The sequence below is a fragment of the Enterobacter cloacae complex sp. S3 genome, from assembly GCF_014930495.1.
GTDB lineage: Bacteria > Pseudomonadota > Gammaproteobacteria > Enterobacterales > Enterobacteriaceae > Enterobacter > Enterobacter asburiae_B.
On record NZ_JADBRD010000004.1, the window covers coordinates 16,055 to 39,918 of the forward strand.

General features: G+C 56.9%; 21 protein-coding genes. 10 read left to right on the plus strand and 11 right to left on the minus strand.

Annotated features, from left to right (window positions below; genetic code table 11):
* Positions 1–111: 111 nt before the first annotated feature.
* From sdhB to sdhC, 4 genes are read right to left on the minus strand one after another with little or no spacing between them, the layout of a single operon-like run.
* On the minus strand, positions 112–828 hold the full coding sequence (gene sdhB / locus IM317_RS00380; RefSeq protein WP_008501090.1) for a succinate dehydrogenase iron-sulfur subunit SdhB: 717 nt from the start codon (positions 826–828) through the stop codon (positions 112–114).
* Positions 829–843: 15 nt separating this feature from the next.
* Positions 844–2,610, minus strand: a complete 1,767-nt coding sequence (gene sdhA / locus IM317_RS00385) for a succinate dehydrogenase flavoprotein subunit (protein ID WP_023310789.1) — start codon at positions 2,608–2,610, stop codon at positions 844–846.
* Positions 2,610–2,957 carry a succinate dehydrogenase membrane anchor subunit gene (gene sdhD, locus IM317_RS00390; protein WP_008501088.1) on the minus strand — a complete coding sequence of 116 codons (348 nt, stop codon included), beginning with the start codon at positions 2,955–2,957 and terminating at the stop codon, positions 2,610–2,612. The genes sdhA and sdhD overlap by 1 nt, the downstream gene beginning before the upstream one ends.
* Positions 2,951–3,355: a succinate dehydrogenase cytochrome b556 subunit gene (gene sdhC, locus IM317_RS00395; RefSeq protein WP_020684965.1), complete on the minus strand. Its 405-nt coding sequence runs from the start codon at positions 3,353–3,355 to the stop codon at positions 2,951–2,953. The genes sdhD and sdhC overlap by 7 nt, the downstream gene beginning before the upstream one ends.
* 639 nt (positions 3,356–3,994) lie before the next feature.
* On the opposite strand from sdhC, the gene IM317_RS00400 reads away from it, so the two are divergent.
* Positions 3,995–5,278, plus strand: a complete 1,284-nt coding sequence (locus IM317_RS00400) for a citrate synthase (RefSeq protein WP_033144952.1) — start codon at positions 3,995–3,997, stop codon at positions 5,276–5,278.
* A gap of 152 nt (positions 5,279–5,430) precedes the next feature.
* On the opposite strand, the gene nei is transcribed toward IM317_RS00400, so the two are convergent.
* From nei to IM317_RS00435, 7 genes are all read right to left on the minus strand, one after another.
* Complete coding sequence (gene nei, locus IM317_RS00405) at positions 5,431–6,222, minus strand: endonuclease VIII (protein WP_033144951.1); 792 nt, start codon at positions 6,220–6,222, stop codon at positions 5,431–5,433.
* Positions 6,223–6,241: 19 nt separating this feature from the next.
* Positions 6,242–6,982, minus strand: a complete 741-nt coding sequence (gene pxpA / locus IM317_RS00410; RefSeq protein ID WP_033144950.1) for a 5-oxoprolinase subunit PxpA — start codon at positions 6,980–6,982, stop codon at positions 6,242–6,244.
* The gene (gene pxpC, locus IM317_RS00415; RefSeq protein WP_033144949.1) at positions 6,969–7,901 is read right to left on the minus strand and encodes a 5-oxoprolinase subunit PxpC; all 933 of its coding nucleotides are present in this window, start codon (positions 7,899–7,901) and stop codon (positions 6,969–6,971) included. Before pxpC ends, pxpA begins: the two co-directional genes overlap by 14 nt.
* Positions 7,895–8,551, minus strand: coding sequence for a 5-oxoprolinase subunit PxpB (gene pxpB, locus IM317_RS00420; protein ID WP_033144948.1), 657 nt, complete (start codon positions 8,549–8,551; stop codon positions 7,895–7,897). Before pxpB ends, pxpC begins: the two co-directional genes overlap by 7 nt.
* Before the next feature lie 14 nt (positions 8,552–8,565).
* Entirely contained in the window at positions 8,566–9,309 is a 744-nt protein-coding gene (locus IM317_RS00425; RefSeq protein ID WP_023310783.1) for a type 2 GTP cyclohydrolase I, read from the minus strand.
* A 10-nt stretch (positions 9,310–9,319) separates the two neighbouring features.
* Positions 9,320–10,732 (minus strand): deoxyribodipyrimidine photo-lyase, encoded by a 1,413-nt coding sequence (gene phrB / locus IM317_RS00430; protein ID WP_033144947.1) that lies wholly within the window; start codon positions 10,730–10,732, stop codon positions 9,320–9,322.
* A 600-nt stretch (positions 10,733–11,332) separates the two neighbouring features.
* Positions 11,333–11,539: a YbfA family protein gene (locus tag IM317_RS00435; protein ID WP_023310781.1), complete on the minus strand. Its 207-nt coding sequence runs from the start codon at positions 11,537–11,539 to the stop codon at positions 11,333–11,335.
* 308 nt (positions 11,540–11,847) lie between these two features.
* Between IM317_RS00435 and kdpF the strand changes: the two genes are divergently transcribed.
* From kdpF to potE, 9 genes are all read left to right on the plus strand, one after another.
* Positions 11,848–11,937, plus strand: a complete 90-nt coding sequence (kdpF, locus tag IM317_RS00440) for a K(+)-transporting ATPase subunit F (RefSeq protein ID WP_014069365.1) — start codon at positions 11,848–11,850, stop codon at positions 11,935–11,937.
* Positions 11,937–13,616, plus strand: a complete 1,680-nt coding sequence (kdpA, locus tag IM317_RS00445) for a potassium-transporting ATPase subunit KdpA (RefSeq protein WP_033144945.1) — start codon at positions 11,937–11,939, stop codon at positions 13,614–13,616. Before kdpF ends, kdpA begins: the two co-directional genes overlap by 1 nt.
* Positions 13,617–13,634: 18 nt before the next feature.
* The gene (gene kdpB / locus IM317_RS00450; protein ID WP_033144944.1) at positions 13,635–15,683 is read left to right on the plus strand and encodes a potassium-transporting ATPase subunit KdpB; all 2,049 of its coding nucleotides are present in this window, start codon (positions 13,635–13,637) and stop codon (positions 15,681–15,683) included.
* A 12-nt stretch (positions 15,684–15,695) separates the two neighbouring features.
* Complete coding sequence (gene kdpC / locus IM317_RS00455; RefSeq protein WP_033144943.1) at positions 15,696–16,271, plus strand: potassium-transporting ATPase subunit KdpC; 576 nt, start codon at positions 15,696–15,698, stop codon at positions 16,269–16,271.
* A complete protein-coding gene (gene kdpD, locus IM317_RS00460) occupies positions 16,272–18,959 on the plus strand; it encodes a two-component system sensor histidine kinase KdpD (RefSeq protein WP_033144942.1) in 2,688 nt (895 codons plus the stop codon). It begins immediately after the preceding gene.
* A complete protein-coding gene (gene kdpE, locus IM317_RS00465) occupies positions 18,956–19,633 on the plus strand; it encodes a two-component system response regulator KdpE (protein WP_033144941.1) in 678 nt (225 codons plus the stop codon). The genes kdpD and kdpE overlap by 4 nt, the downstream gene beginning before the upstream one ends.
* A gap of 279 nt (positions 19,634–19,912) precedes the next feature.
* Complete coding sequence (gene speFL, locus IM317_RS00470) at positions 19,913–20,017, plus strand: leader peptide SpeFL (RefSeq protein ID WP_003858645.1); 105 nt, start codon at positions 19,913–19,915, stop codon at positions 20,015–20,017.
* Between the two features lie 254 nt (positions 20,018–20,271).
* Positions 20,272–22,470, plus strand: a complete 2,199-nt coding sequence (gene speF / locus IM317_RS00475) for an ornithine decarboxylase SpeF (RefSeq protein ID WP_032661123.1) — start codon at positions 20,272–20,274, stop codon at positions 22,468–22,470.
* On the plus strand, positions 22,467–23,780 hold the full coding sequence (gene potE, locus IM317_RS00480; RefSeq protein WP_014831099.1) for a putrescine-ornithine antiporter: 1,314 nt from the start codon (positions 22,467–22,469) through the stop codon (positions 23,778–23,780). Before speF ends, potE begins: the two co-directional genes overlap by 4 nt.
* The last annotated feature ends 84 nt before the right edge of the window (positions 23,781–23,864 follow it).

Below are 23,864 nucleotides of genomic sequence, written 5' to 3' on the forward strand. Positions count from 1 at the left end.
CTAAGGGAGAGGGGGAATGCCGTCGGCAGTTTTTAAAGATTTCCTGCAATCTGTCCCCTCTCCCTTAGGGAGAGGGTTAGGGTGAGGGGAACAGCGCTCCCCTCTCACTACTTACGCACTGCGCTGCAGCAGCATCGACTTAATATGGCCGATGGCGCGCGTCGGGTTCAGCCCCTTCGGACACACACTGACGCAGTTCATGATGCTATGGCAGCGGAATACGCTGAAAGCGTCACTCAGTCCTTCCAGACGGCTGTCGGTTTCGGTGTCGCGGCTATCGATCAGGAAGCGATAGGCAGCCAGCAGACCGGCCGGGCCGATAAACTTGTCCGGGTTCCACCAGAACGACGGGCAGGACGTTGAACAGCATGCGCAGAGAATACACTCGTACAACCCATCGAGTTTTTCACGCTGCTCAGGAGACTGTAAGTGCTCGCGAGCAGGTGGATTTTGCCCATTATTCAATAAGTAAGGCTTAATCTTCTCATATTGTGCATAGAATTGCCCCATGTCTACCACCAAATCACGCACGACCGGCAGGCCTGGCAGAGGACGGATAACAATTTTCTGACCAGGACGCTGCAGCGCTGAAATTGGCGTGATGCAGGCCAGGCCATTTTTGCCGTTCATGTTCACACCGTCAGAGCCACAAACCCCTTCACGGCAGGAGCGGCGGAACGACAGCGTAGGATCTTTTTCTTTCAGCTGGATTAAGGCATCCAGCAGCATCATGTCGCGACCTTCTTCCGCTTCCAGGGTGTAGTCCTGCATACGCGGAGCATCATCAACATCCGGGTTATAACGATAAACTGAGAATTCGAGTTTCATTATCCTGTCTCCGCATTAGTAAGTACGAATCTTCGGCGGGAACGCCGGACGCAGTTTCGGTTCCATATTGACGCTACGACGCGTCATGGATTCCGACTCTGGCAGATACAGGGAATGGCACAGCCAGTTTTCGTCATCACGATCCGGGAAGTCGAAGCGGCTATGCGCGCCACGGCTTTCGGTACGGAAGTTTGCCGACATCGCCGTCGCGAACGCGGTTTCCATCAGGTTATCCAGCTCCAGGCACTCAACGCGCTGGGTGTTGAATTCGCTGGAGGTGTCGTCCAGACGGGCATTTTTCAGACGCTCGCGGATCGCTTTCAGCTGCTCAAGACCTTTGGCCATCGCGTCGCCTTCGCGGAATACCGAGAAGTTGTGCTGCATGCATTCCTGCAGCGCTTTACGGATTTCCACCGGATCTTCGCCGTTACGGTTACCGTTCCAGCGGTTGAGGCGCTCAAGAGAGGCATCAATTTCGTCGTCGGTTGCGTCACGCAGCGCGCCCTGCTCGGCAATGGATTCCTGCAGATGCAGACCGACTGCACGACCAAACACCACCAGGTCCAGCAGGGAGTTGCCTCCCAGACGGTTTGCACCGTGTACGGATACGCAGGCAATTTCGCCTACCGCGAACAGGCCAGGAATGACCACGTCTTCGCCCTGCTCGTTTACGGTCAGCGCCTGACCGGTCACTTTGGTCGGAATACCGCCCATCATGTAGTGGCAGGTTGGGATAACCGGAATCGGCTCTTTCACCGGGTCGACGTGTGCGAAGGTGCGGGACAGTTCCAGGATGCCCGGCAGACGGGACTCCAGAACTTCTTTACCCAGATGGTCGAGCTTCAGCTTCGCGTGTGGACCCCACGGGCCGTCACAGCCGCGGCCTTCACGGATTTCGATCATGATGGAACGCGCCACCACGTCACGACCCGCCAGGTCTTTCGCATTCGGGGCATAACGCTCCATGAAGCGCTCGCCGTGCTTGTTCAGCAGGTAGCCACCTTCACCGCGGCAGCCTTCTGTTACCAGAACGCCCGCACCGGCGATACCGGTTGGGTGGAACTGCCACATCTCCATATCCTGCACCGGCACGCCCGCGCGGATAGCCATACCGACGCCGTCACCGGTATTGATGTGGGCGTTGGTGGTGGACTGATAGATACGGCCTGCGCCGCCGGTAGCCAGCACGGTAGCGCGGGCTTTGAAGTAAACCACTTCACCGGTTTCGATGCACAGCGCGGTACAGCCGACGATTGCGCCATCGGCGTTTTTCACCAGATCCAGCGCGTACCACTCGGAGAAGATGGTGGTATGGTTTTTCAGGTTCTGCTGATACAGGGTGTGCAGCAGTGCGTGACCGGTACGGTCAGCCGCCGCCGCGGTACGTGCCGCCTGCTCGCCGCCGAAGTTTTTCGACTGGCCGCCAAACGGACGCTGATAGATGGTGCCATTTTCCAGACGGGAGAACGGCAGACCCATGTGGTCCAGCTCCAGAATCGCTTCCGGGCCGGTTTTACACATATATTCGATGGCATCCTGGTCGCCGATGTAGTCGGAACCTTTTACCGTGTCGTACATGTGCCATTCCCAGTTATCTTCATGGGAGTTACCCAGCGCAACGGTGATACCGCCCTGCGCAGACACAGTGTGGGAACGGGTCGGGAAAACTTTAGAGAGCAGCGCACAGGTCTGGCCGCTCTGGGAAATTTGCAGTGCGGCACGCATACCTGCGCCACCGGCACCAATTACAACAGCATCAAATTCTCTGACTGGCAGTTTCATTACACACCCCACACCACAACGAATCCATAAATAACGTAAACCACCAGTGCAACAACAATGGCCAGCTGCAGTGGGAGGCGAATCGCCAGCGGTTTAACGTAATCGGTCAACACCTGCCACATACCAATCCAGGCATGAATAAGGATGGAGAACAGAGCCAGCAGGGTGAACACTTTGGTGAAGGCGGATCCGAAGAACCCACTCCAGATTTCCCACGTCAGCGTGCCGCTGGTCGCGAAGAAACCGATCATATAGATGATGTAAAGAGTGAGAACGATGGCGGTAGCACGGACCAGAATGAAGTCATGTACGCCGTTGCGTCCTAATGCGGAGGCGTTGCTTACCATACGAGAACTCCTGCGAGAAGTGAAAGCACGACAGTAATCACAAATGAAATGTTAGCGGAGCGTTTCCCGGCTTCGAAAGTCTCTTCCAGGTAGCCAAAGTCCATCAGCATATGGCGAACACCGACGACAACGTGGTACGCCAGCGCGGTCAGAATGCCCCACATGATGAATTTCACGAAGAAGCTGTTCATGATGGCGGAGGCCTGGAGGAATCCTTCAGGGGAAGAGAGGCTGGTGCCCAGTAACCACAGCAAAATACCGACCGCCACAAACGTAATCACACCAGAAACACGGTGCAGAATGGACGCTATTGCTGTTACAGGGAACCGGATCGTTTTGAGATCCAGATTGACAGGTCTTTGTTTTTTCACATTTCTTATCATGAATAACGCCCACATGCTGTTCTTATTGTTTCCTTCCTCCGGACTGCGATGCGGGTCAAGCAGCGTTCCTTTTCTATAACTGCGCGTCATGCAAAACACTGCTTCCAGATGCTTAAACGACACGTTACAACGCTGGGTGGCTCGGGATTGCAGGGTGTTCCGGAGACCTGGCGGCAGTATAGGCCGTTCACAAAATCATTACAATTAACCTACATACAGTTTGTCGGGTTTTCTCTGGAACAGTGATCAGGGTCACGATAACAACATCTTTTTAATTTTTAATCATCTGATTTGACAAATGTTAAACAATATTGTTACAAACGTCATCAGAAAAGGCATATAATGCGCAAAAGTTATGAGGTCTCTCTTTCACCTGACAAATAGTTATGTAACAGTGTGATGGTATTGACCGAAGTTATCAGGACAGTTATTAGTGATATACAGGTTTGAATAATTCGGACTGCAAAAACGCTGATTTGCTGTTGTTTCACTGATATTTCATTCGTTTACCTGCAAGGCGCCATAGCTCTGTACCCTGGTTTGTCCTCGTGAGCTGAGCGGTAAGCCAAATAACAATCTGGTAACGGTGATTAACAGCTGAAAGCAAATCCGGTAAAGCGCAGTCTTAAGCATAAGGCGCTAAGGAGACCGTAAATGGCTGATACAAAGGCAACGCTCACCCTAAAAGGTGACACTGCTATTGAACTGGATGTGCTAAAAGGCACGCTCGGTCAGGATGTTATTGATATCCGTACGCTGGGTTCTAAAGGTGTATTCACCTTTGACCCTGGATTTACCTCTACCGCATCTTGCGAATCCAAAATCACCTACATTGACGGTGACGAAGGTATCCTGCTCCATCGCGGCTTCCCCATCGATCAGTTAGCCACCGAATCCAACTATCTGGAAGTGTGCTACATCCTGCTGAACGGCGAAAAACCGACGCAGGCACAGTACGATGAATTCAAAACCACCGTGACCCGTCACACCATGATCCATGAGCAGATTACCCGTCTGTTCCATGCGTTCCGCCGTGACTCTCACCCGATGGCGGTGATGTGCGGGATTACCGGTGCGCTGGCGGCGTTCTACCACGACTCCCTTGACGTGAATAACCCGCGTCACCGCGATATCGCGGCGTTCCGCCTGCTGTCCAAAATGCCTACCATGGCGGCGATGTGTTACAAATACTCCATCGGCCAGCCGTTTGTGTATCCTCGCAACGACCTCTCCTATGCGGGTAACTTCCTGCGCATGATGTTCTCCACGCCGTGCGAAGAGTACGAAGTGAACCCGGTGCTGGAACGCGCGATGGACCGTATTCTGATCCTGCACGCTGACCACGAACAGAACGCCTCTACCTCTACCGTCCGTACCGCGGGCTCTTCAGGGGCGAACCCGTTCGCCTGTATCGCTGCGGGCATCGCCTCCCTGTGGGGACCGGCGCACGGTGGCGCGAACGAAGCGGCACTGAAGATGCTGGAAGAGATCAGCACCGTTGAGCACATTCCTGAGTTCGTGCGTCGTGCGAAAGACAAGAATGACTCCTTCCGCCTGATGGGCTTCGGTCACCGTGTTTACAAAAACTACGACCCGCGCGCTACCGTCATGCGTGAGACCTGCCACGAAGTGCTGAAAGAGCTGGGTACCAAAGATGACCTGCTGGAAGTGGCGATGGAGCTGGAACACATCGCGCTGAACGACCCGTACTTCATCGAGAAGAAACTCTACCCGAACGTCGATTTCTACTCTGGCATTATTCTGAAAGCGATGGGCATTCCGTCTTCCATGTTCACCGTGATCTTCGCCATGGCCCGTACCGTAGGCTGGATTGCGCACTGGAACGAAATGCACAGCGAAGGCATGAAAATCGCCCGTCCTCGTCAGCTGTACACCGGCTACGAGCAGCGTGATTTTAAGTCTGATATTAAGCGCTAACAGGAGTTGGGTGCGGCCTGATGCCCTCACCCCGGCCCTCTCCCACAGGGAGAGGGTGAAAACCTTAAAAACGGTAACCCATGGGTTACCGTTTTACTTTTATTGCTGGCAAAAATGTAGGCCGGGTAAGGCGTAGCCGCCACCCGGCTTTTTTATTTTTGACAGTGTGGACACCAGTAAAAAGGTCTGGAAGAGAGCATAATCCTGTCGATAATCCCGCCACATCGCTCGCACTTTTTCCCCGCCTGATGAAACACCTTGAACCGGAACAGCGCCCCGTGATGCGTGTTCTCATCCGCCACGCCTCGCGTGTTGTACGACAGCCGCGGAATATCCAGCAGCGCGTGGGATAACGCCTCCAGCTGTTCATCGCTCAGCTGAGACGCTTTATGCTGCGGCGCCAGCCCGACTTCCCAGAGGATCTCTACCCGCAGGTAGTTACCCAGCCCGGCCAGAAAGGCCTGGTCGAGGAACAGACCGGAAAACTGTCGGTTCCGGAATTTAGGTGATAACAGCCGGGCCTTCACGTCGCTTGCCGTCAGGCGCATGTCCAGCACGTCCGGCCCGACCCGCTGCAGGAACGGGTGCGTCAGCAGCTGCTCCGGCGTTAACATTTCGATATCCGACGCGCTATAGAGCAGGATCGCCTTATCCGCCGTTTGCAGCCTGACGCGCAGCACGCGGGTGGTTTGCGGCTGCTCGTCCGCCTCCACAACCCGCCAGACGCCGTAAAGCTGGTTATGGCTATATAACGTCAGGTTATGGGAAAAGTGCGTGAGCAAGGCCTTGCCGCGCGTTTCAATATGGGTCACCGTCTGGCCCACCAGCTGTGATTCAAACGGTTTCAGTTGAGGAAAAGCAAACCAGACATCCGTCAGGGGTTTGCCCTTTATCGCCGCCTCCAGGCTATCCGCCGCGCGGCGGATCTCCGGACCTTCAGGCATTTTTGTGTCCTTATCGTCATTATTCGGCGCTGACGAGGATACCCTCTTCAGAAAACGCTGCCCGCAAGCGGCGTGCGAACTGGAGCGCATGCTCGCCGTCGCCGTGTAAACATACCGTATCGGCCTGAACATTTGCCGGTGTTCCATCCACGGCGATCACCCGCCCGGCGCGCACCATCTCCAGCGTCTGCGCCAGCGCTTTGCCTTCATCGGTAATCAGCGCCCCGGCCTGCGTCCGCGGCACCAGGCTGCCGTCCGGCTGGTATCCACGATCGGCAAACACTTCCTGACGCGTGGTCAGCCCCAGCCGTTGTCCGGCGCGAATCAGCTCGCTTCCCGCAAGGCCTACCAGAATCAGCTGCGGATTACAGTCCCGCACCGCGCGGGCAATCGCCTCCGCCAGCGCCGGATCTTTCGCCGCCTGGTTATAGAGCATGCCGTGCGGCTTCACGTGGCGCATCACGCCGTTCTGGGCGCGCACCATCGCCTCCAGCGCGCCGATCTGGTAGAGCACCTGCGCGTAGACCGTCTCAGGGGGCAGATCCATCGCCGTACGGCCAAAGTTTTCCCGATCGGGAAAGCTGGGGTGAGCCCCAATCGCGACGCCGTTTTTAATGGCATTACGCACGCTCTCCAGCATGGTTTGCGCATCGCCCGCGTGAAAGCCGCAGGCGATATTGACCGAGGTGACCAGGGTCATCAGTTCCGCATCAGCGCGGCTTCCCTCCCCCAGATCGGCGTTCAAATCAATCTTTACCATCAAGCCTCCACGCCAGCTGTTCGAGATAACGCTGCTGATCCTGCCGCGCTTTCAGCGCCTCCTCCAGCGAACACTGCACGAAGTGAATCGGCTGACCGAGGGGAATTTGCGCCAGATGGTAGCGATCCGCTTCAATGATGCAGGCAATTCGCGGATAACCGCCGGTAGTTTGCGCATCGTTCATTAACACGATGGGCTGACCGTTCCCCGGCACCTGAATAACCCCCGGCAATAAACCGTGGGAGAGCAGTTCCCGGTCCGTCGTGCGGGTCAGCGGCTGACCCTGCAGGCGGTAGCCCATGCGGTTACTCTGCGGGCTGATCTTCCACGGCGCGCGCCAGAAGGACTCTTTAGAGGCCTCGTCGAACTCATGATATTCCGGCCCCGGTAAGGCGCGGATCTGGTTTCCCCACAGCAGCTGTTTTACGCCCTGCGTGGTCGAGAAATGGCGCGCGGAGGCTTTGATTGCCAGCCGATCGCCGTCGCGCAACAAACGTCCTTCGTGACCGCCGATCCCGGCTTTTTGATCGGTACTGGATGAACCCAGCACCTCCGGCACGTCGATGCCGCCAGCCACCGCGAGATAGCTACGCACGCCGTGCAGCGGACGTTTGAGCGTCAGGCGCTGCCCGGCTTTCGCCCGCAGCCGCCAGCCGGTCCACACCGCTTTGCCATCCAGCGTCGCATCACACCCTGCGCCGGTTAAGGCAAACCAGGTCTCCTGACCAAACTCAATCACACACTGACCCAGCGTAATTTCTAGCGCCGCCGTGCTGCCTGGGTTGCCCACAAGCAGGTTAGCAATCTCCAGCGAAGGACGGTCAAGCGCACCGCAGTAGCTCACGCCCGACTGGCGAAGACCAAAGCGCCCGGCATCCTGTACGGAGGTGTAAAGCCCGGCGCGAATAAGCGTTAACATACCCCCTCCTTCTGCGGGATAAAGCGAAGGGTATCGCCGGGACGCAGGAGTATTGGCGTCTCCAGCCCGGGTTCAAATAACGGTGTAGCGGTATGCCCAATAAGCTGCCAGCCGCCGGGCGATGTCAGGGGATAAACGCCGGTCTGCTCGCCGCCGATAGCCACCGTTCCCGCCGGCACGCTCACGCGCGGCTCGGCACGGCGTGGCGTATGCAGCCGGGGAGATAATCCGCCCAGATACGGGAACCCGGGCTGAAATCCCAGGAACCAGACCACGTAGTCAACCGAGCTGTGCAGCTCAACAACCTGCTTTTCTGTTAATCCGCAGTGATCTGCCACCACGCCAAGATCCGGCCCACCCGTACCGCCATAAACGACCGGGATCTCAATGGCGCGCGATTCCGGCTCCAGCGCCTCGCTCTCTTCCCACCAGCGCTGCAAACGCTCAATGGCATCCAGCGCCAGGGTATGCGGGCTACACAGCACCACTGTGATGTTATTCATCCCCGGAATGGCTTCAACCACCTCCGGTAGTTCGGCCAGACGCTGGGTCAGCCGCCAGATACGCTTTTGCGTGGCAAGCGTCACCGGTGGTTCAAGCTCCAGAACCACGGCGGTTTCACCCAGAAGATAACAACGCGCTCGCTGCACTTAACTACCTCTCGTCAGGCTGGGTTAGGGATATCAATAAAGGTCACATCCAGATCGGTATTTTCCGTCAGCCACTCGCTGAGGGCACGAATGCCGCCGCGCTCGGTGGCGTGATGGCCAGCCGCGTAAAAATGCAGCCCCTGTTCACGCGCCGAATGAATGGTCTGCTCGGAAACCTCGCCGGTGATAAAAGCATCGACGCCGAAACGCGCGGCGCTGTCGATAAAGCCCTGACCACCGCCGGTACACCATGCGACACGCTTCACCGTATCCGGACCGGTATCACCGCTCCACAGCGGGCGACGGCCCAGGCGCGCTTCAATCCATGAGGCCAGCTCCAGCCCCGGAACCGGCATCGCCAGCTCGCCCCACGGCACCAGCGGCTCAATTTCACCCATCACGGTAATTCCCAGTAGCTGCGCCAGCTGGACGTTGTTGCCGAGCTCCGGGTGCGCATCCAGCGGCAGATGATAGCCGTACAGGTTTATGTCATTTGCCAGCAGCGTTTTCAGGCGATTGCGCTTCATCCCACGAATAATCGGCGATTCGTTTTTCCAGAAGTAACCGTGATGAACAATCACCGCGTCGGCGTTCTGACGAACGGCCTCGTCCAGCAGCGCCTGGCTTGCCGTCACGCCGGTGATAATTTTTTGCACCGTCTCACGGCCTTCAACCTGGAGCCCGTTCGGGCCGTAATCGCTGAAAGAGGTACTGTTCAGTTTTTCGTTAATCAGGCTTTCCAGTTCGCTGTTTTTCATCATCACTCTCTTATGCTTTGCGGGCAGCTTCGTACGCCGCCAGCGTGGCGACACGCGCCTGTTTATGGTCGACAATCGGACGAGGGTAATCCAGCCTTACACGCTGTTTATCCGCCCATGCCCACGGTTCGTGGATCGCTTTAGCAGGTATACCGTTAAGTTCAGGAACCCAGCGGCGGATAAACTCGCCGTCCGCATCAAATTTTTGCCCCTGCGTGGTCGGATTAAAAATCCGGAAATAGGGTGCGGCATCGGTACCGGTAGAGGCCGCCCACTGCCAGCCGCCGTTATTCGCCGCGAGATCGCCATCGATCAGCTGAGAGATAAAATAGCGCTCTCCGATACGCCAGTCGATAAGCAGATCCTTCACCAGAAAGCTGGCGGTAATCATCCGCAGGCGGTTGTGCATCCACCCCGTCTCGTTAAGCTGACGCATGGCGGCATCGACTATCGGGTAACCCGTCTGCCCGCTTTGCCAGGCTTTAAGCTGCTTATCATTCGATTGCCACTTTACATTATCGGTCCAGCCAATGAAGGGCCGATGTTTACATAAATCAGGGTGATACGTCATCAGATGGCGGTAGAACTCGCGCCAGATGAGTTCATTCAGCCAGACGGACCCTGCGCCGCCCTCCAACGCCTGCGGCTGCTCCGCCAGCAGACGATGCAAACACTGGCGCGGTGAGATCGCGCCCAGCGCCAGACAGGCCGACAGGCGGCTGGTGCCCTCGATGGCGGGAAAATCCCGACGCGCGTCGTAACTGGCCGCGTCCTGCTTGCAGAACTGGCGCAGTTGGGCGATGGCCGCTTTCTCATCGGCGGGGAACAGCGTTTCATCAAACGGCTGCTGAGGGTAATCAAACGTCAGCTCAGGCAGATCCTTTATGGCTTCGCCTCGCACGGCAGGCGCGGCAACGCACTCCGGCAGCGCCTCTTTCAGACGTTTGATAAAGGCATTTTTGAACGGCGTAAAAACTTTATACATCTCGTGGTTGCCGGTCATCACGCTGCCCGGTGCCAGCATCACGCTGTCATCAAACCCTTCGCAGACCACTCCTTCCAGCATCTTCTCCAGCTGACGGTCGCGCTGCTGTTCGTTGAATTCGTACTGATAGTTGTAAAAAAGATGCGTGACGTTGTGCTGCTTACATATCTCCTGCACCGTCTGAAGCTGCGCGGCAAAATCACTCACCTCTTTATAGAGAAGCGGTATGCCTTTTCCAGCGAGCGAGTGCTGCAGATCGTTCAGATATGCCCGGAGCAAGGCCGCCTGCCGGGGGGCCATATCGTGCTGCCGCCACTGCTCGGGCGTGGCCATAAACAGTGCCAATACGTTAGCGTCTTTGGCGCGGCAGGCTGCCGCAAGGGCGATGTTGTCATGTACGCGCAGGTCCGCGCGAAACCAAACCAGATGGGTGGGCATAAAACTCCAGGCAATTATCCATTATGTCCGTAAGGGCATGCCGTAAAAGGAAAAAGCATGCATTGAACTACTTTGCCATGAAGTGTAGACGGGATGAAATAAAAAAGGCCGCCCGAAGCGGCCTTAGCGCTACTTGTCCTGCGCTATCGTGGTTAACGCGACAAACCCATTAGGTTCATCGCTCTTTACAACGAGTACGCTGGCGACAATGAACGCGATGCAAAAATAGCGTTTCATTATGCGGTCCCTGCTGCTAACCGCTCCACCGTTCACCACCGGTGATAAGTCGGTGGACACAAGCCCGGGTAGGCGGGCTGCTTTACGGCTGTAAGTACACCTTTCCCAGGACCGATGCCCATTTGCGAGATGGCGGAAAGGGACGCAGCATCATAATTAACATCCGCTGCGAAGGTAAGATACTCGAATAAAATTAGGAATTTATAAAGGCTTCGAGGGATTGCCATCTGCTTACAGGAAGGTATGATTAAAACCCCGGGTAGGGGCTGCAAGATCACCCAACGGACCGCGAATCCCGAGGGACAAAAAAAACCGCCAACAGTAATGTGGCGGTTTTTTTTATTGCTATGTGTAGTCTTAGTATCAGTAGAAATCGCAGGTCGCTTTCTCGGCCTGATCCATCCACACCGGCTTCTCGCTGGTTTTCGCCCAGACGCGATGCAGATAGCTGTAAAAACGTGCACGATCTTTCCAGAACAGCATCACCGGCAGAGCCAGCACGCCAGCCACTACGGCGAAAGCGCGGCGCAAGAACACGATATGAGCCGGATACTCTTTATAAAGATCCATATTTTCTCCCCTATAGTTGGCCGGATACGTCATCCGGAAAATTCAAAATCTGTGACCTGGCTAAAATAATATCGCTTTGTTTGTAATTTTACTACTCATCCGACCACTTATTTTTGCCCATTTAGTGAATATTTACATTCACGCCGTAATTAAGTTACAAAAAAGTTAACAGTTTACTTATCAATGGTTAAATTGTGGGTTTTGCCATTTTTATACTTTTTTTACACCCGCCCTCCCCATTTTTGCGAAATCTTTGCGCCGGAAATCCTACCGTTAGTACAACAACGAAAGTCACCTGGAGGTGGATTGTGAGTGCAGGTCTTATTGCCGGCATCGTGCTGGTGTTCCTGTTATTGGGTTATCTGGTCTATGCCCTGATAAATGCGGAGGCCTTCTGATGGCTGCTCAGGCGTTTCTGCTTATTGCCAGCTTCTTAGTGGTACTGTTCATTCTGGCAAGGCCACTGGGATCGGGACTGGCACGATTGATCAACAACGTCCCTTTGCCCGGCACGGGAAGCGTTGAAAAAGGGATCTGGCGCGTGCTGGGAATAGACGATCGGGAGATGAACTGGCGTCAGTATCTGATCGCCATTTTGCTGCTGAATATCGTTGGGCTCATTGCGCTTTTTGCCATGCTGATGTTGCAGGGCATCCTGCCGCTGAATCCGCAACAGTTACCGGGCCTGTCCTGGCATCTTGCGCTGAACACGGCGGTGAGCTTTGTCACTAACACCAACTGGCAGTCCTACGCCGGTGAAACCACGCTGAGCTATTTCAGCCAGATGATCGGGTTAACCGTGCAAAACTTCCTCTCGGCCGCCAGCGGTATCGCCGTGATCTTCGCGCTGACGCGTGCGTTTGCGCGTCAGAAAATCAATACCCTGGGTAATGCGTGGGTGGATCTGACCCGCATTACGCTGTGGATCCTGCTGCCAATTGCGCTGCTGATCGCGCTGTTCTTCATCCAGCAGGGCACCCTGCAAAACCTGATGCCTTACGCGCCCTATACCTCGCTGGAAGGTGCAAAACAGCTCCTGCCGATGGGGCCAGTAGCGTCACAGGAAGCCATCAAAATGCTCGGGACGAACGGAGGTGGCTTCTTCAACGCCAACTCGTCGCATCCGTTTGAAAACCCTACCGCATTAACCAATTTTGTGCAGATGCTGGCGATTTTCCTGATCCCCGCCGCGCTCTGCTTCGCCTTTGGTGACGTGGTTAACGATCGACGTCAGGGCCGCACCCTGCTCTGGACGATGTCACTGATCTTTGTGGTCTGCGTGGCGCTGGTGATGTGGGCTGAATGGAGCGGCAACGGCCATTTCATGCAGCTGGGGGCCAACAGCAATATCAATATGGAAGGTAAAGAGAGCCGCTTTGGCATTCTTGCCAGCAGCCTGTATGCGGTGGTCACCACGGCGGCCTCGTGCGGGGCTGTCAACGCCATGCATGATTCCTTTACGGCGCTGGGTGGCATGATCCCGATGTGGCTGATGCAGATTGGCGAAGTCGTCTTTGGCGGCGTGGGCTCGGGTCTTTACGGCATGCTGCTGTTCGTGCTGCTGGCGGTATTTATTGCCGGTTTGATGATTGGCCGCACTCCGGAATACCTCGGTAAAAAAATCGACGTTCGCGAGATGAAATTAACCGCGCTGGCGATTCTGGTTACCCCGGCGCTTGTGCTGCTCGGCACCGCGCTGGCGCTGATGACCGAGGCCGGACGCAGCGGCATCTTTAACCCGGGCATTCACGGTTTTAGTGAAGTGCTGTATGCCGTCTCCTCTGCCGCCAACAACAACGGCAGCGCCTTTGCGGGCTTAAGCGCCAACTCACCGTTCTGGAACTGCCTGCTGGCATTCTGCATGTTTGTGGGTCGCTTTGGGATCATTGTGCCGGTGTTGGCGATTGCCGGATCGCTGGTGAATAAAAAAATCCAGCCGACCACCACCGGGACATTACCGACCCACGGCGCGCTGTTTATCGGCCTGCTGACGGGCACCGTGTTACTGGTCGGCGCCCTGACCTTTATCCCCGCCCTCGCGTTAGGCCCGGTCGCGGAATACCTCTCTTTACGCTGATTTTGCGGAGAAATTGTCATGAGTCGTAAACAACTGGCCCTGTTCGAACCGTCATTAGTTCGCCAGGCGCTCATGGATGCGGTGAAAAAGCTGAGCCCGCGCGTGCAGTGGCACAACCCGGTGATGTTTATTGTCTGGGCGGGAAGCTTGCTGACCACCGCCCTGGCGATTGCCATGGGAACGGGCCACATGCCGGGAAATGCAACGTTTACCGGCGCCATCAGCCTGTGGCTGTGGTTTACCGTGCTGTTCGCCAACTTTGCGGAAGCGCTGGCGGAAGGCCGGAGTAAAGCGCAGGCCAACAGCCTGAAAGGGGTGAAGAAAACCGCCTTCGCGCGCAAGCTGCGTGAACCGAAATACGGCGCGCAGATGGACCACGTTCCGGCGGATGAACTGCGCAAAGGCGATGTGGTGCTGGTGGAAGCCGGTGACATTATCCCTTGCGACGGTGAAGTCATCGAAGGGGGCGCCTCGGTGGATGAAAGCGCCATTACCGGGGAGTCCGCGCCGGTTATCCGTGAGTCCGGCGGCGATTTCGCCTCCGTGACGGGCGGGACGCGCATTCTCTCCGACTGGCTGGTGATCCAGTGTAGCGTTAACCCGGGGGAAACCTTCCTCGACCGGATGATCGCCATGGTGGAAGGCGCGCAGCGCCGTAAAACGCCGAACGAGATCGCCCTGACCATCCTGCTGGTGGCCCTGACCATCGTCTTCCTGCTGGCAACCGCGACGCTGTGGCCGTTCTCCGCCTATGGTGGCACCGCGGTCACTATCACGGTGCTGGTTGCGCTGCTGGTCTGCCTGATCCCCACCACCATTGGTGGCCTGCTGTCAGCCATCGGCGTAGCCGGCATGAGCCGTATGCTCGGTGCCAACGTCATCGCCACCAGCGGGCGCGCGGTGGAAGCCGCCGGTGACGTGGACGTCTTACTGCTGGATAAAACCGGGACCATTACCCTCGGTAACCGCCAGGCGTCAGATTTCCTGCCCGCTCCGGGCGTGGATGAAAAAACGCTGGCTGATGCCGCACAGCTCTCTTCGCTAGCCGATGAAACCCCGGAAGGCCGCAGTATCGTGATCCTCGCCAAGCAGCGCTTTAACCTGCGCCAGCGCGACGTTCAGAGCCTGCACGCCACTTTCGTGCCCTTCACGGCGCAAACCCGCATGAGCGGCATTAACATTCAGGATCGCATGATCCGTAAAGGCTCTGTTGACGCCATCCGTCGCCACATTGAGGCCAACAATGGCCACTTCCCGCCGGAAGTGGACAGCCTGGTCGAAAGCGTGGCCCGTCAGGGGGCGACGCCGCTGGTGGTGGCCGAAGGGGCACACGTGCTGGGAGTGATTGCCCTGAAGGATATCGTCAAAGGCGGCATCAAGGAGCGCTTTGCCCAGCTGCGTAAAATGGGGATCAAAACGGTGATGATCACCGGGGATAACCGTCTTACCGCCGCGGCGATTGCCGCCGAAGCGGGCGTGGATGATTTTCTTTCTGAAGCCACACCGGAAGCAAAACTGGCGCTGATTCGTCAGTATCAGGCGGAAGGCCGTCTGGTGGCGATGACGGGCGACGGTACCAACGATGCCCCTGCCCTGGCGCAGGCCGACGTGGCGGTGGCGATGAACTCCGGTACCCAGGCGGCAAAAGAGGCGGGCAACATGGTCGACCTCGACTCAAACCCGACCAAGCTGATTGAAGTGGTGCACATCGGCAAGCAGATGCTGATGACGCGCGGGTCGCTGACTACGTTCAGTATCGCCAACGACGTGGCGAAATATTTCGCCATCATTCCGGCGGCGTTTGCTGCGACCTACCCGCAATTAAACGCGTTGAACGTGATGCACCTGCACTCTCCGGCATCGGCCATTCTGAGCGCAGTGATCTTTAACGCCCTGATTATTGTCTTCCTGATCCCGCTGGCGCTGAAAGGCGTGAGCTATAAGCCGCTCACCGCCGCCGCCATGCTGCGCCGCAACCTGTGGATTTACGGCCTGGGCGGGCTGGTGGTGCCCTTCATCGGTATCAAGGTTATCGACCTGCTGTTGACGCTGTTCGGCCTGGTTTAAAAGGTGAATCAAATGACGATGTTACGCCCCGCTATACTTCTGTTTATTCTGCTGTCTCTCATTACCGGCGGGCTGTACCCGCTGGTGACCACCGCGCTGGGCCAGTGGTGGTTTAAGGATCGGGCCAACGGCTCGCTGATTATGCAAAACGGTGAAAGCCGCGGTTCACGCCTGATTGGTCAGAACTTTACCGATGCCCGTTACTTCCAGGGGCGCCCTTCCGCCACTGCCGAAAGCCCGTATAATCCGATGGCATCCGGCGGCAGTAACCTGGCGGGCAGCAACCCCGAGCTGGACAAAGCCGTTGCTGAGCGCGTGGCAGCCCTGCGCGCCGCTAATCCGCAGGCCAGCCGTGAGGTGCCCGTAGAGCTGGTGACCGCCTCGGCCAGCGGGCTGGACTACAGCCTGACGCCGGCAGCCGCGGCATGGCAAATCCCGCGCGTCGCCGCGGCCCGTCAGCTGACCGTCGAACAGGTTAGCCAGCTGGTTGCAGAGCACACGCAAAAGCCGCTGGTCAGCTTTATCGGCATGCCCGTAGTGAATATTGTTGAGCTGAATCTGGCGCTGGACGCGCTAAGGAAAAACTAAATGACCGACGAGCCCATGCGCCCGGATCCGGACAGGCTGCTTGAACAGACGGCCGAAGCCCATCGCGGCAAACTGAAAATTTTCTTTGGCGCCTGCGCAGGCGTCGGGAAAACCTTCGCCATGCTGACGGAAGCCCAGCGGCTTCGGGCGCAGGGGCTCGATATATTGATTGGCGTGGTAGAAACCCACGGACGCAAAGAGACCGCATCGCTGCTGAAGGGGCTGGCCACCCAGCCGCCCCGCCGCATCAGCCACCGCGGTCGGCTAGTCACCGAATTCGATCTCGATGCCGCCCTCGCCCGCCGTCCCGCCCTTATCCTGATGGACGAGCTGGCGCACAGCAATGCGCCAGGCTCACGCCATCCAAAACGCTGGCAGGATGTAGAAGAACTACTCGAAGCCGGCATCGATGTTTTCACGACGGTTAACGTTCAGCATCTGGAGAGCCTGAACGACGTGGTCAGCGGCGTGACCGGCATTCAGGTGCGCGAGACGGTGCCCGACCCCTTCTTTGATTCTGCCGATGAAGTGGTGCTGGTCGACCTGCCCCCCGACGATTTACGCCAGCGCCTGCATGAAGGCAAAGTCTATATCGCCGGCCAGGCCGAGCGCGCCATCGAACATTTCTTCCGTAAAGGCAACCTGATTGCCCTGCGCGAGCTGGCCCTGCGTCGTACTGCCGATCGCGTCGACGATCAGATGCGCGCCTGGCGCGACCTGCAGGGCCAGGAGCGCGTCTGGCATACGCGAGATGCCATCCTGCTGTGCGTAGGCCACGGCAGCGGCAATGAAAAGCTTGTCCGCACCGCCGCGCGCCTGGCGGCCAAATTTGGCAGCGTCTGGCATGCGGTGTATGTCGAAACGCCGCAGCTGCACGCGCTGCCCGAGAACCAGCGTCGCGCGATATTGAGTTCGCTTCGCCTGGCGCAGGAGCTGGGTGCCGAAACCGCCACCCTTTCCGACCCTCAGGAAGATAAAGCCATTTTGCGCTACGCCCGTGAGCACAATCTGGGAAAAATCGTGATTGGCCGTCGCCAGCATCGCCGCTGGTTTAGCCGCGAATCGTTTGCCGACAAGCTGGCCCGCCGCGCACCGGATCTGGACCTGGTGATCGTGGCGCTGGATGATAAGCCCACGCCGTTACCCAGCCGCGCGCCGGACAGCCGTGCCTTCAGCGATAAATGGCGCATTCAGCTGCGCGGCTGTCTTGTCGCCGTCGTGCTCTGCGCCCTGATTACCGTGATTGCCAGCCAGTGGCTGATCGCGTTTGATGCCGCCAACCTGGTGATGATCTACCTGCTTGGCGTAGTGGTGGTGGCGCTCTTTTACGGGCGCTGGCCGTCGGTGCTGGCGACGGTGATTAACGTCATCAGCTTCGATCTGTTCTTTATTGCCCCGCGCGGCACGCTCGCGGTGTCGGACGTACAGTACATTCTCACCTTCGCGGTGATGCTCACCGTCGGGCTGGTGATCGGGAATCTGACGGCGGGCGTGCGCTACCAGGCGCGTATTGCCCGCTATCGCGAACAGCGCACGCGCCATCTCTATGAGATGTCGAAATCGCTGGCGGTGGGCCGCACGCCGCTGGATATCGTGCAGACCAGCGAGCAGTTCATTCGCTCGACGTTTCATGCCAGCAACCTGATTTTACTCCCTGACGAACACGGCAAGCTGCGCCCGCTGACGTCGGCCTCAGGCATGACGCCCTGGGACGAAGCCATCGCGCGCTGGAGCTTTGATAAAGGGTTACCTGCGGGCGCAGGGACCGACACCCTGCCCGGCGTGCCCTACCAAATTCTGCCGCTGCGCAGCGCCGATAAAAATCAGGGGCTGGTAATTGTTGAGCCCTCAAACCTGCGCCAGCTGATGATCCCCGAACAGCAGCGGCTGCTGGAGACCTTTACGCTGCTGGTTGCCAGCGCGCTGGAGCGGCTGGCCCTCACCGCCAGCGAAGAGCAGGCCAGGCTGGCGAGCGAGCGTGAAAGCATTCGTAACTCGCTGCTGGCGGCGCTCTCTCACGATCTGCGAACCCCGCTCACCGTCCTGTTTGGTCAGTCAGAAATCCTGACGCTGGACCTGGCGGCCGAAGGCTCTAAACACGCCCTTCAGGCCAGCGAGATCCGCCAGCATGTGCTGAATACCACGCGTCTGGTGAATAACCTGCTCGATATGGCGCGTATCCAGTCAGGCGGTTTTAACCTCAAAAAAGAGTGGCTCACACTTGAAGAGGTAGTGGGCAGCGCCCTGAAAATGCTCGAACCCGGCCTGGGCGGGCGGCATATTGCGCTGAACATGCCCGAGCCCCTGACCTTAATTCACGTTGATGGTCCGCTGTTTGAACGGGTGCTGATCAACCTGCTGGAAAATGCCGGCAAATATGCGGGCGCCAGCGCACAAATTGGCGTGGATGCGACGGTAGACGACGGCACGCTTCGCCTTGACGTCTGGGATACCGGACCCGGCATTCCCGCCGGGCAGGAGTTGGCTATTTTCGAAAAATTCGCGCGCGGCAATAAGGAGTCTGCCATTCCGGGCGTGGGGCTGGGGCTGGCGATTTGCCAGGCAATCATTGACGTCCATGGCGGGTCCATCTCCGCTGAGAATCGCCCCGAAGGCGGCGCGCGGTTTTGTGTTACACTTCCTCTGGAAACCCCGCCAGAACTTAATGAATTACCAGAGGATTTGTGATCAACGTTCTGATTGTTGAAGATGAGATCGCCATTAGCCGTTTTCTGCGCGCTGCGCTGGAAGGGGACGGTCTGCGCGTTCATGATGCGGGTACGCTTCAGCGGGGTTTAATAGAAGCCGCCACCCGCAAGCCGGACCTGGTGATCCTCGATCTTGGCCTGCCGGACGGCGACGGCATCGATTTTATCCGGGAAGTGCGTCAGTGGAGCCAGATGCCGATCCTCGTGCTCTCCGCGCGTACGGAAGAGACGGATAAAATCGCGGCGCTGGATGCCGGGGCGGATGACTATCTGATTAAACCTTTTGGTATCGGCGAGCTACAGGCTCGCCTTCGCGTGGCGCTGCGCCGCCACAGCGCAACCATGCCCGCTGACCCAACCTACACGTTTGGGGATATCCGGGTTGACCTGGCCGCGCGGCGTATTGTGCGCGGTGAAGAAGAAATCCATCTGACGCCAATAGAATTTCGCCTGCTCGCCGTTCTGCTCAACAACCACGGCAAGGTTCTCACCCAACGCCAGCTGTTAAGTCAGGTGTGGGGACCCAACGCTGTAGAACATAGTCATTATTTACGCATATATATGGGACATCTTCGTCAGAAACTCGAAGTTGACCCCGCTCGCCCTCGCCATTTATTAACTGAAACCGGTATCGGTTATCGGTTTATGCTTTGAATAACTATTCATTTTATTTTTAAATAAAAACGAAATCCCTCAGACAATATTTCACAAATAACCCATAAATTATTTTTACGGGCTATTTTCGCTCATTTAAAACATTGACAACACAACCTGTTAACGCATCATCAACAAATCAGAATTTTGATCTGCGATATTCATCTAAAACGAATATTTATTTCTGATTTGATCGGTTAACGGTGATCTACCTCACGGTTAATCGCCTTTCCCTGGATAAAATGACCATGCTTTCAATTACTGAAAGGAAAATGAAACATGGAAAACAACAATCGCTTAATGCCCCATATAAGGCGGACAACACATATCATGATGTTTGCCCACCGAAACTGCTTTGACTTTCATCTCTTTAATGCCCGGTAGTCCTTCGACTTCTGGCGCACTCGCTTACAGGTTATCCTGAAATACCTTATTTTACAGGCCATTGCCTGTGAACTCGTGCGCTCATTCATTTTAATTCAGACTCATCCGCACCGGGCGGACTGAATTTCAATCATCAAAAAAGCAATTCACTGATTTTAATCAGCGGCCACCCTTTGCTTTTTTTCCGGTAAATTATCGATTTCTTTCTTGCAAGAAATCGAGGGACGCTTATTACCTAAAATAAAGAGAGAAAGATGAAAAGTTTAAAAATCGCAGCCAGCCGTGCATGTCCGGATTGCTTTACTACCCAGCGTGAACTGGTAGATGTCCGCGCCTCTGATTATATTGATGTTGCCGCCATTGTTCTGGCGGTCACGGATATTGCCAGCGGTATCCTGGACGAAATAGAAGCCACCGGTTTTGGCATTCCTGTTTTTGTCGCGACGCACAAAGAAGAGTTCATCCCGGCAGACTATTTATCGCGCATTCATGGCGTATTTGAGTATTCAGACACCAGCAACGACTTTTATGGACGCCAGCTGGAAGCGGCCGCCCAGAAGTATGAAACCCAGCTGCGCCCGCCGTTTTTCCGCGCCCTTGTCGACTATGTGAAGCAGGGCAATAGCGCGTTTGACTGCCCGGGGCATCAGGGTGGTCAGTTCTTCCGCCGCCATCCAGCCGGTAATCAGTTTGTCGATTTCTTTGGTGAGACGCTTTTCCGCTCCGACCTGTGTAACGCCGACGTGGCGATGGGCGATCTGCTGATCCACGAAGGCGCACCGTGCATCGCCCAGCAGCATGCTGCAAAAGTCTTTAATGCTGATAAGACCTACTTCGTGCTGAATGGCACCTCGTCATCCAACAAAGTGGTGCTTAACGCCCTGCTCACCCCGGGCGACCTGGTACTATTCGACCGTAACAACCACAAATCCAACCATCACGGTGCCCTCCTCCAGGCTGGCGCAACGCCGGTCTATCTGGAAACCGCGCGCAACCCGTACGGCTTTATTGGCGGCATTGACGCCCACTGCTTTGAAGAAAGTTATCTGCGCGAGCTGGTGGCAGAGGTGGCGCCAGGCCGTGCACGCGATGCGCGTCCGTTCCGCCTGGCGGTGATCCAGCTGGGTACCTACGATGGCACCATCTATAACGCCCGTCAGGTGGTGGATAAGATTGGGCACCTGTGTGATTACATCCTGTTTGACTCGGCCTGGGTGGGTTACGAGCAGTTTATTCCGATGATGGCCGACTGCTCTCCGCTGCTGCTGGAGCTGAACGAAAACGATCCGGGGATCCTGGTCACCCAGTCCGTGCATAAACAGCAGGCCGGCTTCTCGCAGACCTCGCAAATCCATAAGAAAGACAGCCACATCAAAGGGCAACAGCGCTATGTCCCGCATAAGCGCCTGAATAATGCCTTTATGATGCACGCCTCCACCAGCCCGTTTTATCCGCTGTTCGCTGCGCTGGACATCAACGCCCGTATGCACGAAGGCCAGAGCGGCCGCAACATGTGGATGGATTGCGTGGTGAACGGTATCGAAGCGCGCAAGCTGATCCTGGAGAACTGCCGGTATCTGCGCCCCTTCGTACCGGAGACGGTAGATGGCCGCCCGTGGGAAAGCTGGGACACCGCGGAAATTGCGACCGATCTGCGCTTCTTCCACTTCGTACCGGGTGAAAACTGGCACGCTTTTGAAGGCTACGCTGAGCATCAGTATTTTATCGACCCGTGCAAGCTCCTGCTGACCACGCCGGGTATTAACGCCCGCACCGGGGAGTATGACGACTTCGGCGTGCCCGCCACTATCCTCGCCAACTTCCTGCGTGAAAACGGCATCGTGCCGGAAAAATGCGATCTCAACTCGATCCTGTTCCTGCTCACGCCTGCGGAAGATATGGGAAAACTGCAGCAGCTGGTGGCGCAGCTGGTGCGCTTCGAAAAACTGCTCGAGAGCGATGTTCCGCTGAAAGACGTCCTGCCATCTCTCTACAAACAGCATCCGGAACGTTACGCGGATTACACCCTGCGCCAGATCTGCCAGGAAATGCATGACCTGTACGCCCGCCACAACGTGAAACAGCTGCAGAAAGAGATGTTCCGCAAGTCTCACTTCCCACGCGTGATGATGAACCCGCAGGACGCAAACTACGCCTATCTGCGCGGTGAGGTTGAACTGGTCTCCCTGCGCGACGCGGAAGGCCGCATCGCCGCCGAAGGCGCGCTCCCTTATCCGCCAGGGGTGCTGTGCGTTGTCCCAGGGGAAGTCTGGGGCGGTTCCGTGCTGCGCTACTTTGCCGCGCTGGAAGAAGGCATCAATCTGCTGCCGGGCTTCGCGCCGGAGCTGCAGGGTGTGTACGTCGAGGAGTGTGAGGGTCGCAAGCAGGTTCGCTGTAACGTCATCAAACAACCCGCCGCTCAGCCCGCGCTGCTGAAAGGAGAGAAATTATGAGTAAGTCCAATAAAATGGGCGTGGTGCAGCTGACCATCCTCACCATGGTGAACATGATGGGCTCCGGGATTATCATGCTGCCCACCAAACTGGCAGAGGTGGGCACCATCTCTATCATCTCCTGGCTGGTGACGGCAGTCGGTTCAATGGCGCTGGCGTGGGCGTTTGCCAAGTGCGGAATGTTCAGCCGTAAGTCAGGCGGCATGGGCGGCTATGCCGAATACGCCTTCGGCAAGTCGGGCAACTTTATGGCCAACTATACCTACGGGGTATCGCTGCTGATCGCCAACGTGGCGATTGCCATCTCCGCCGTGGGTTACGGTACGGAGCTGTTTGGCGCGACGCTCAGCCCGGTGCAAATTGGGCTGGCGACCATCGGGGTGCTGTGGATCTGTACCGTGGCTAACTTTGGCGGCGCGCGTATCACCGGACAGCTCTCCAGCATCACCGTCTGGGGCGTGATTATCCCGGTTGTCGGCCTGTGCATCATCGGCTGGTTCTGGTTCAGCCCGACACTCTACGCCAACTCCTGGAACCCGCACCATGTGCCATTCTTTACCGCGGTCGGCTCTTCAATCGCCATGACGCTCTGGGCCTTCCTGGGTCTGGAATCCGCCTGTGCGAACGCGGAAGTGGTAGAGAATCCGGAGAAGAACGTGCCGATTGCGGTCCTCGGCGGCACGCTGGGCGCGGCGGTGATCTATATCGTCTCGACTAACGTGATTGCCGGGATTGTGCCAAACATGGATCTGGCAAACTCTACGGCGCCGTTCGGTCTGGCCTTCGCGCAGATGTTCACGCCTGAGGTCGGGAAAGTGATCATGGGGCTGATGGTGATGTCCTGCTGCGGTTCACTCCTCGGCTGGCAGTTCACCATCGCACAGGTCTTTAAATCCTCGGCTGATGAAGGTTACTTCCCAAAAATCTTCTCCCGCGTGACCAAAGCGGATGCGCCGGTGCAGGGCATGCTGGCGATTGTTATCTTCCAGAGCGGATTGTCGCTGATGACCATTAGCCCGTCGCTGAACAGCCAGTTCAACGTGCTGGTCAACCTGGCGGTGGTGACGAACATCATTCCGTATATCCTGTCGATGGCAGCGCTGGTGATCATTCAGAAGGTGGCGAAGGTGGATCCACGCAAAGCGCGTGCGGCCAATATCGTGGCGCTGATTGGGGCAATCTACAGCTTTTATGCGCTCTACTCATCCGGCCAGGAAGCGATGCTCTACGGGGCAATGGTGACCTTTATGGGCTGGACGCTGTACGGTCTGGTGTCACCGCGGTTTGAATTGAAGAACAAACATAGTTAGGTAAAAGCAAAACGGCAACCCAGGGGTTGCCGTTTTTAGTGTTTTCTCCCTCTCCCTGTGGGAGAGGGCCGGGGTGAGGGCATC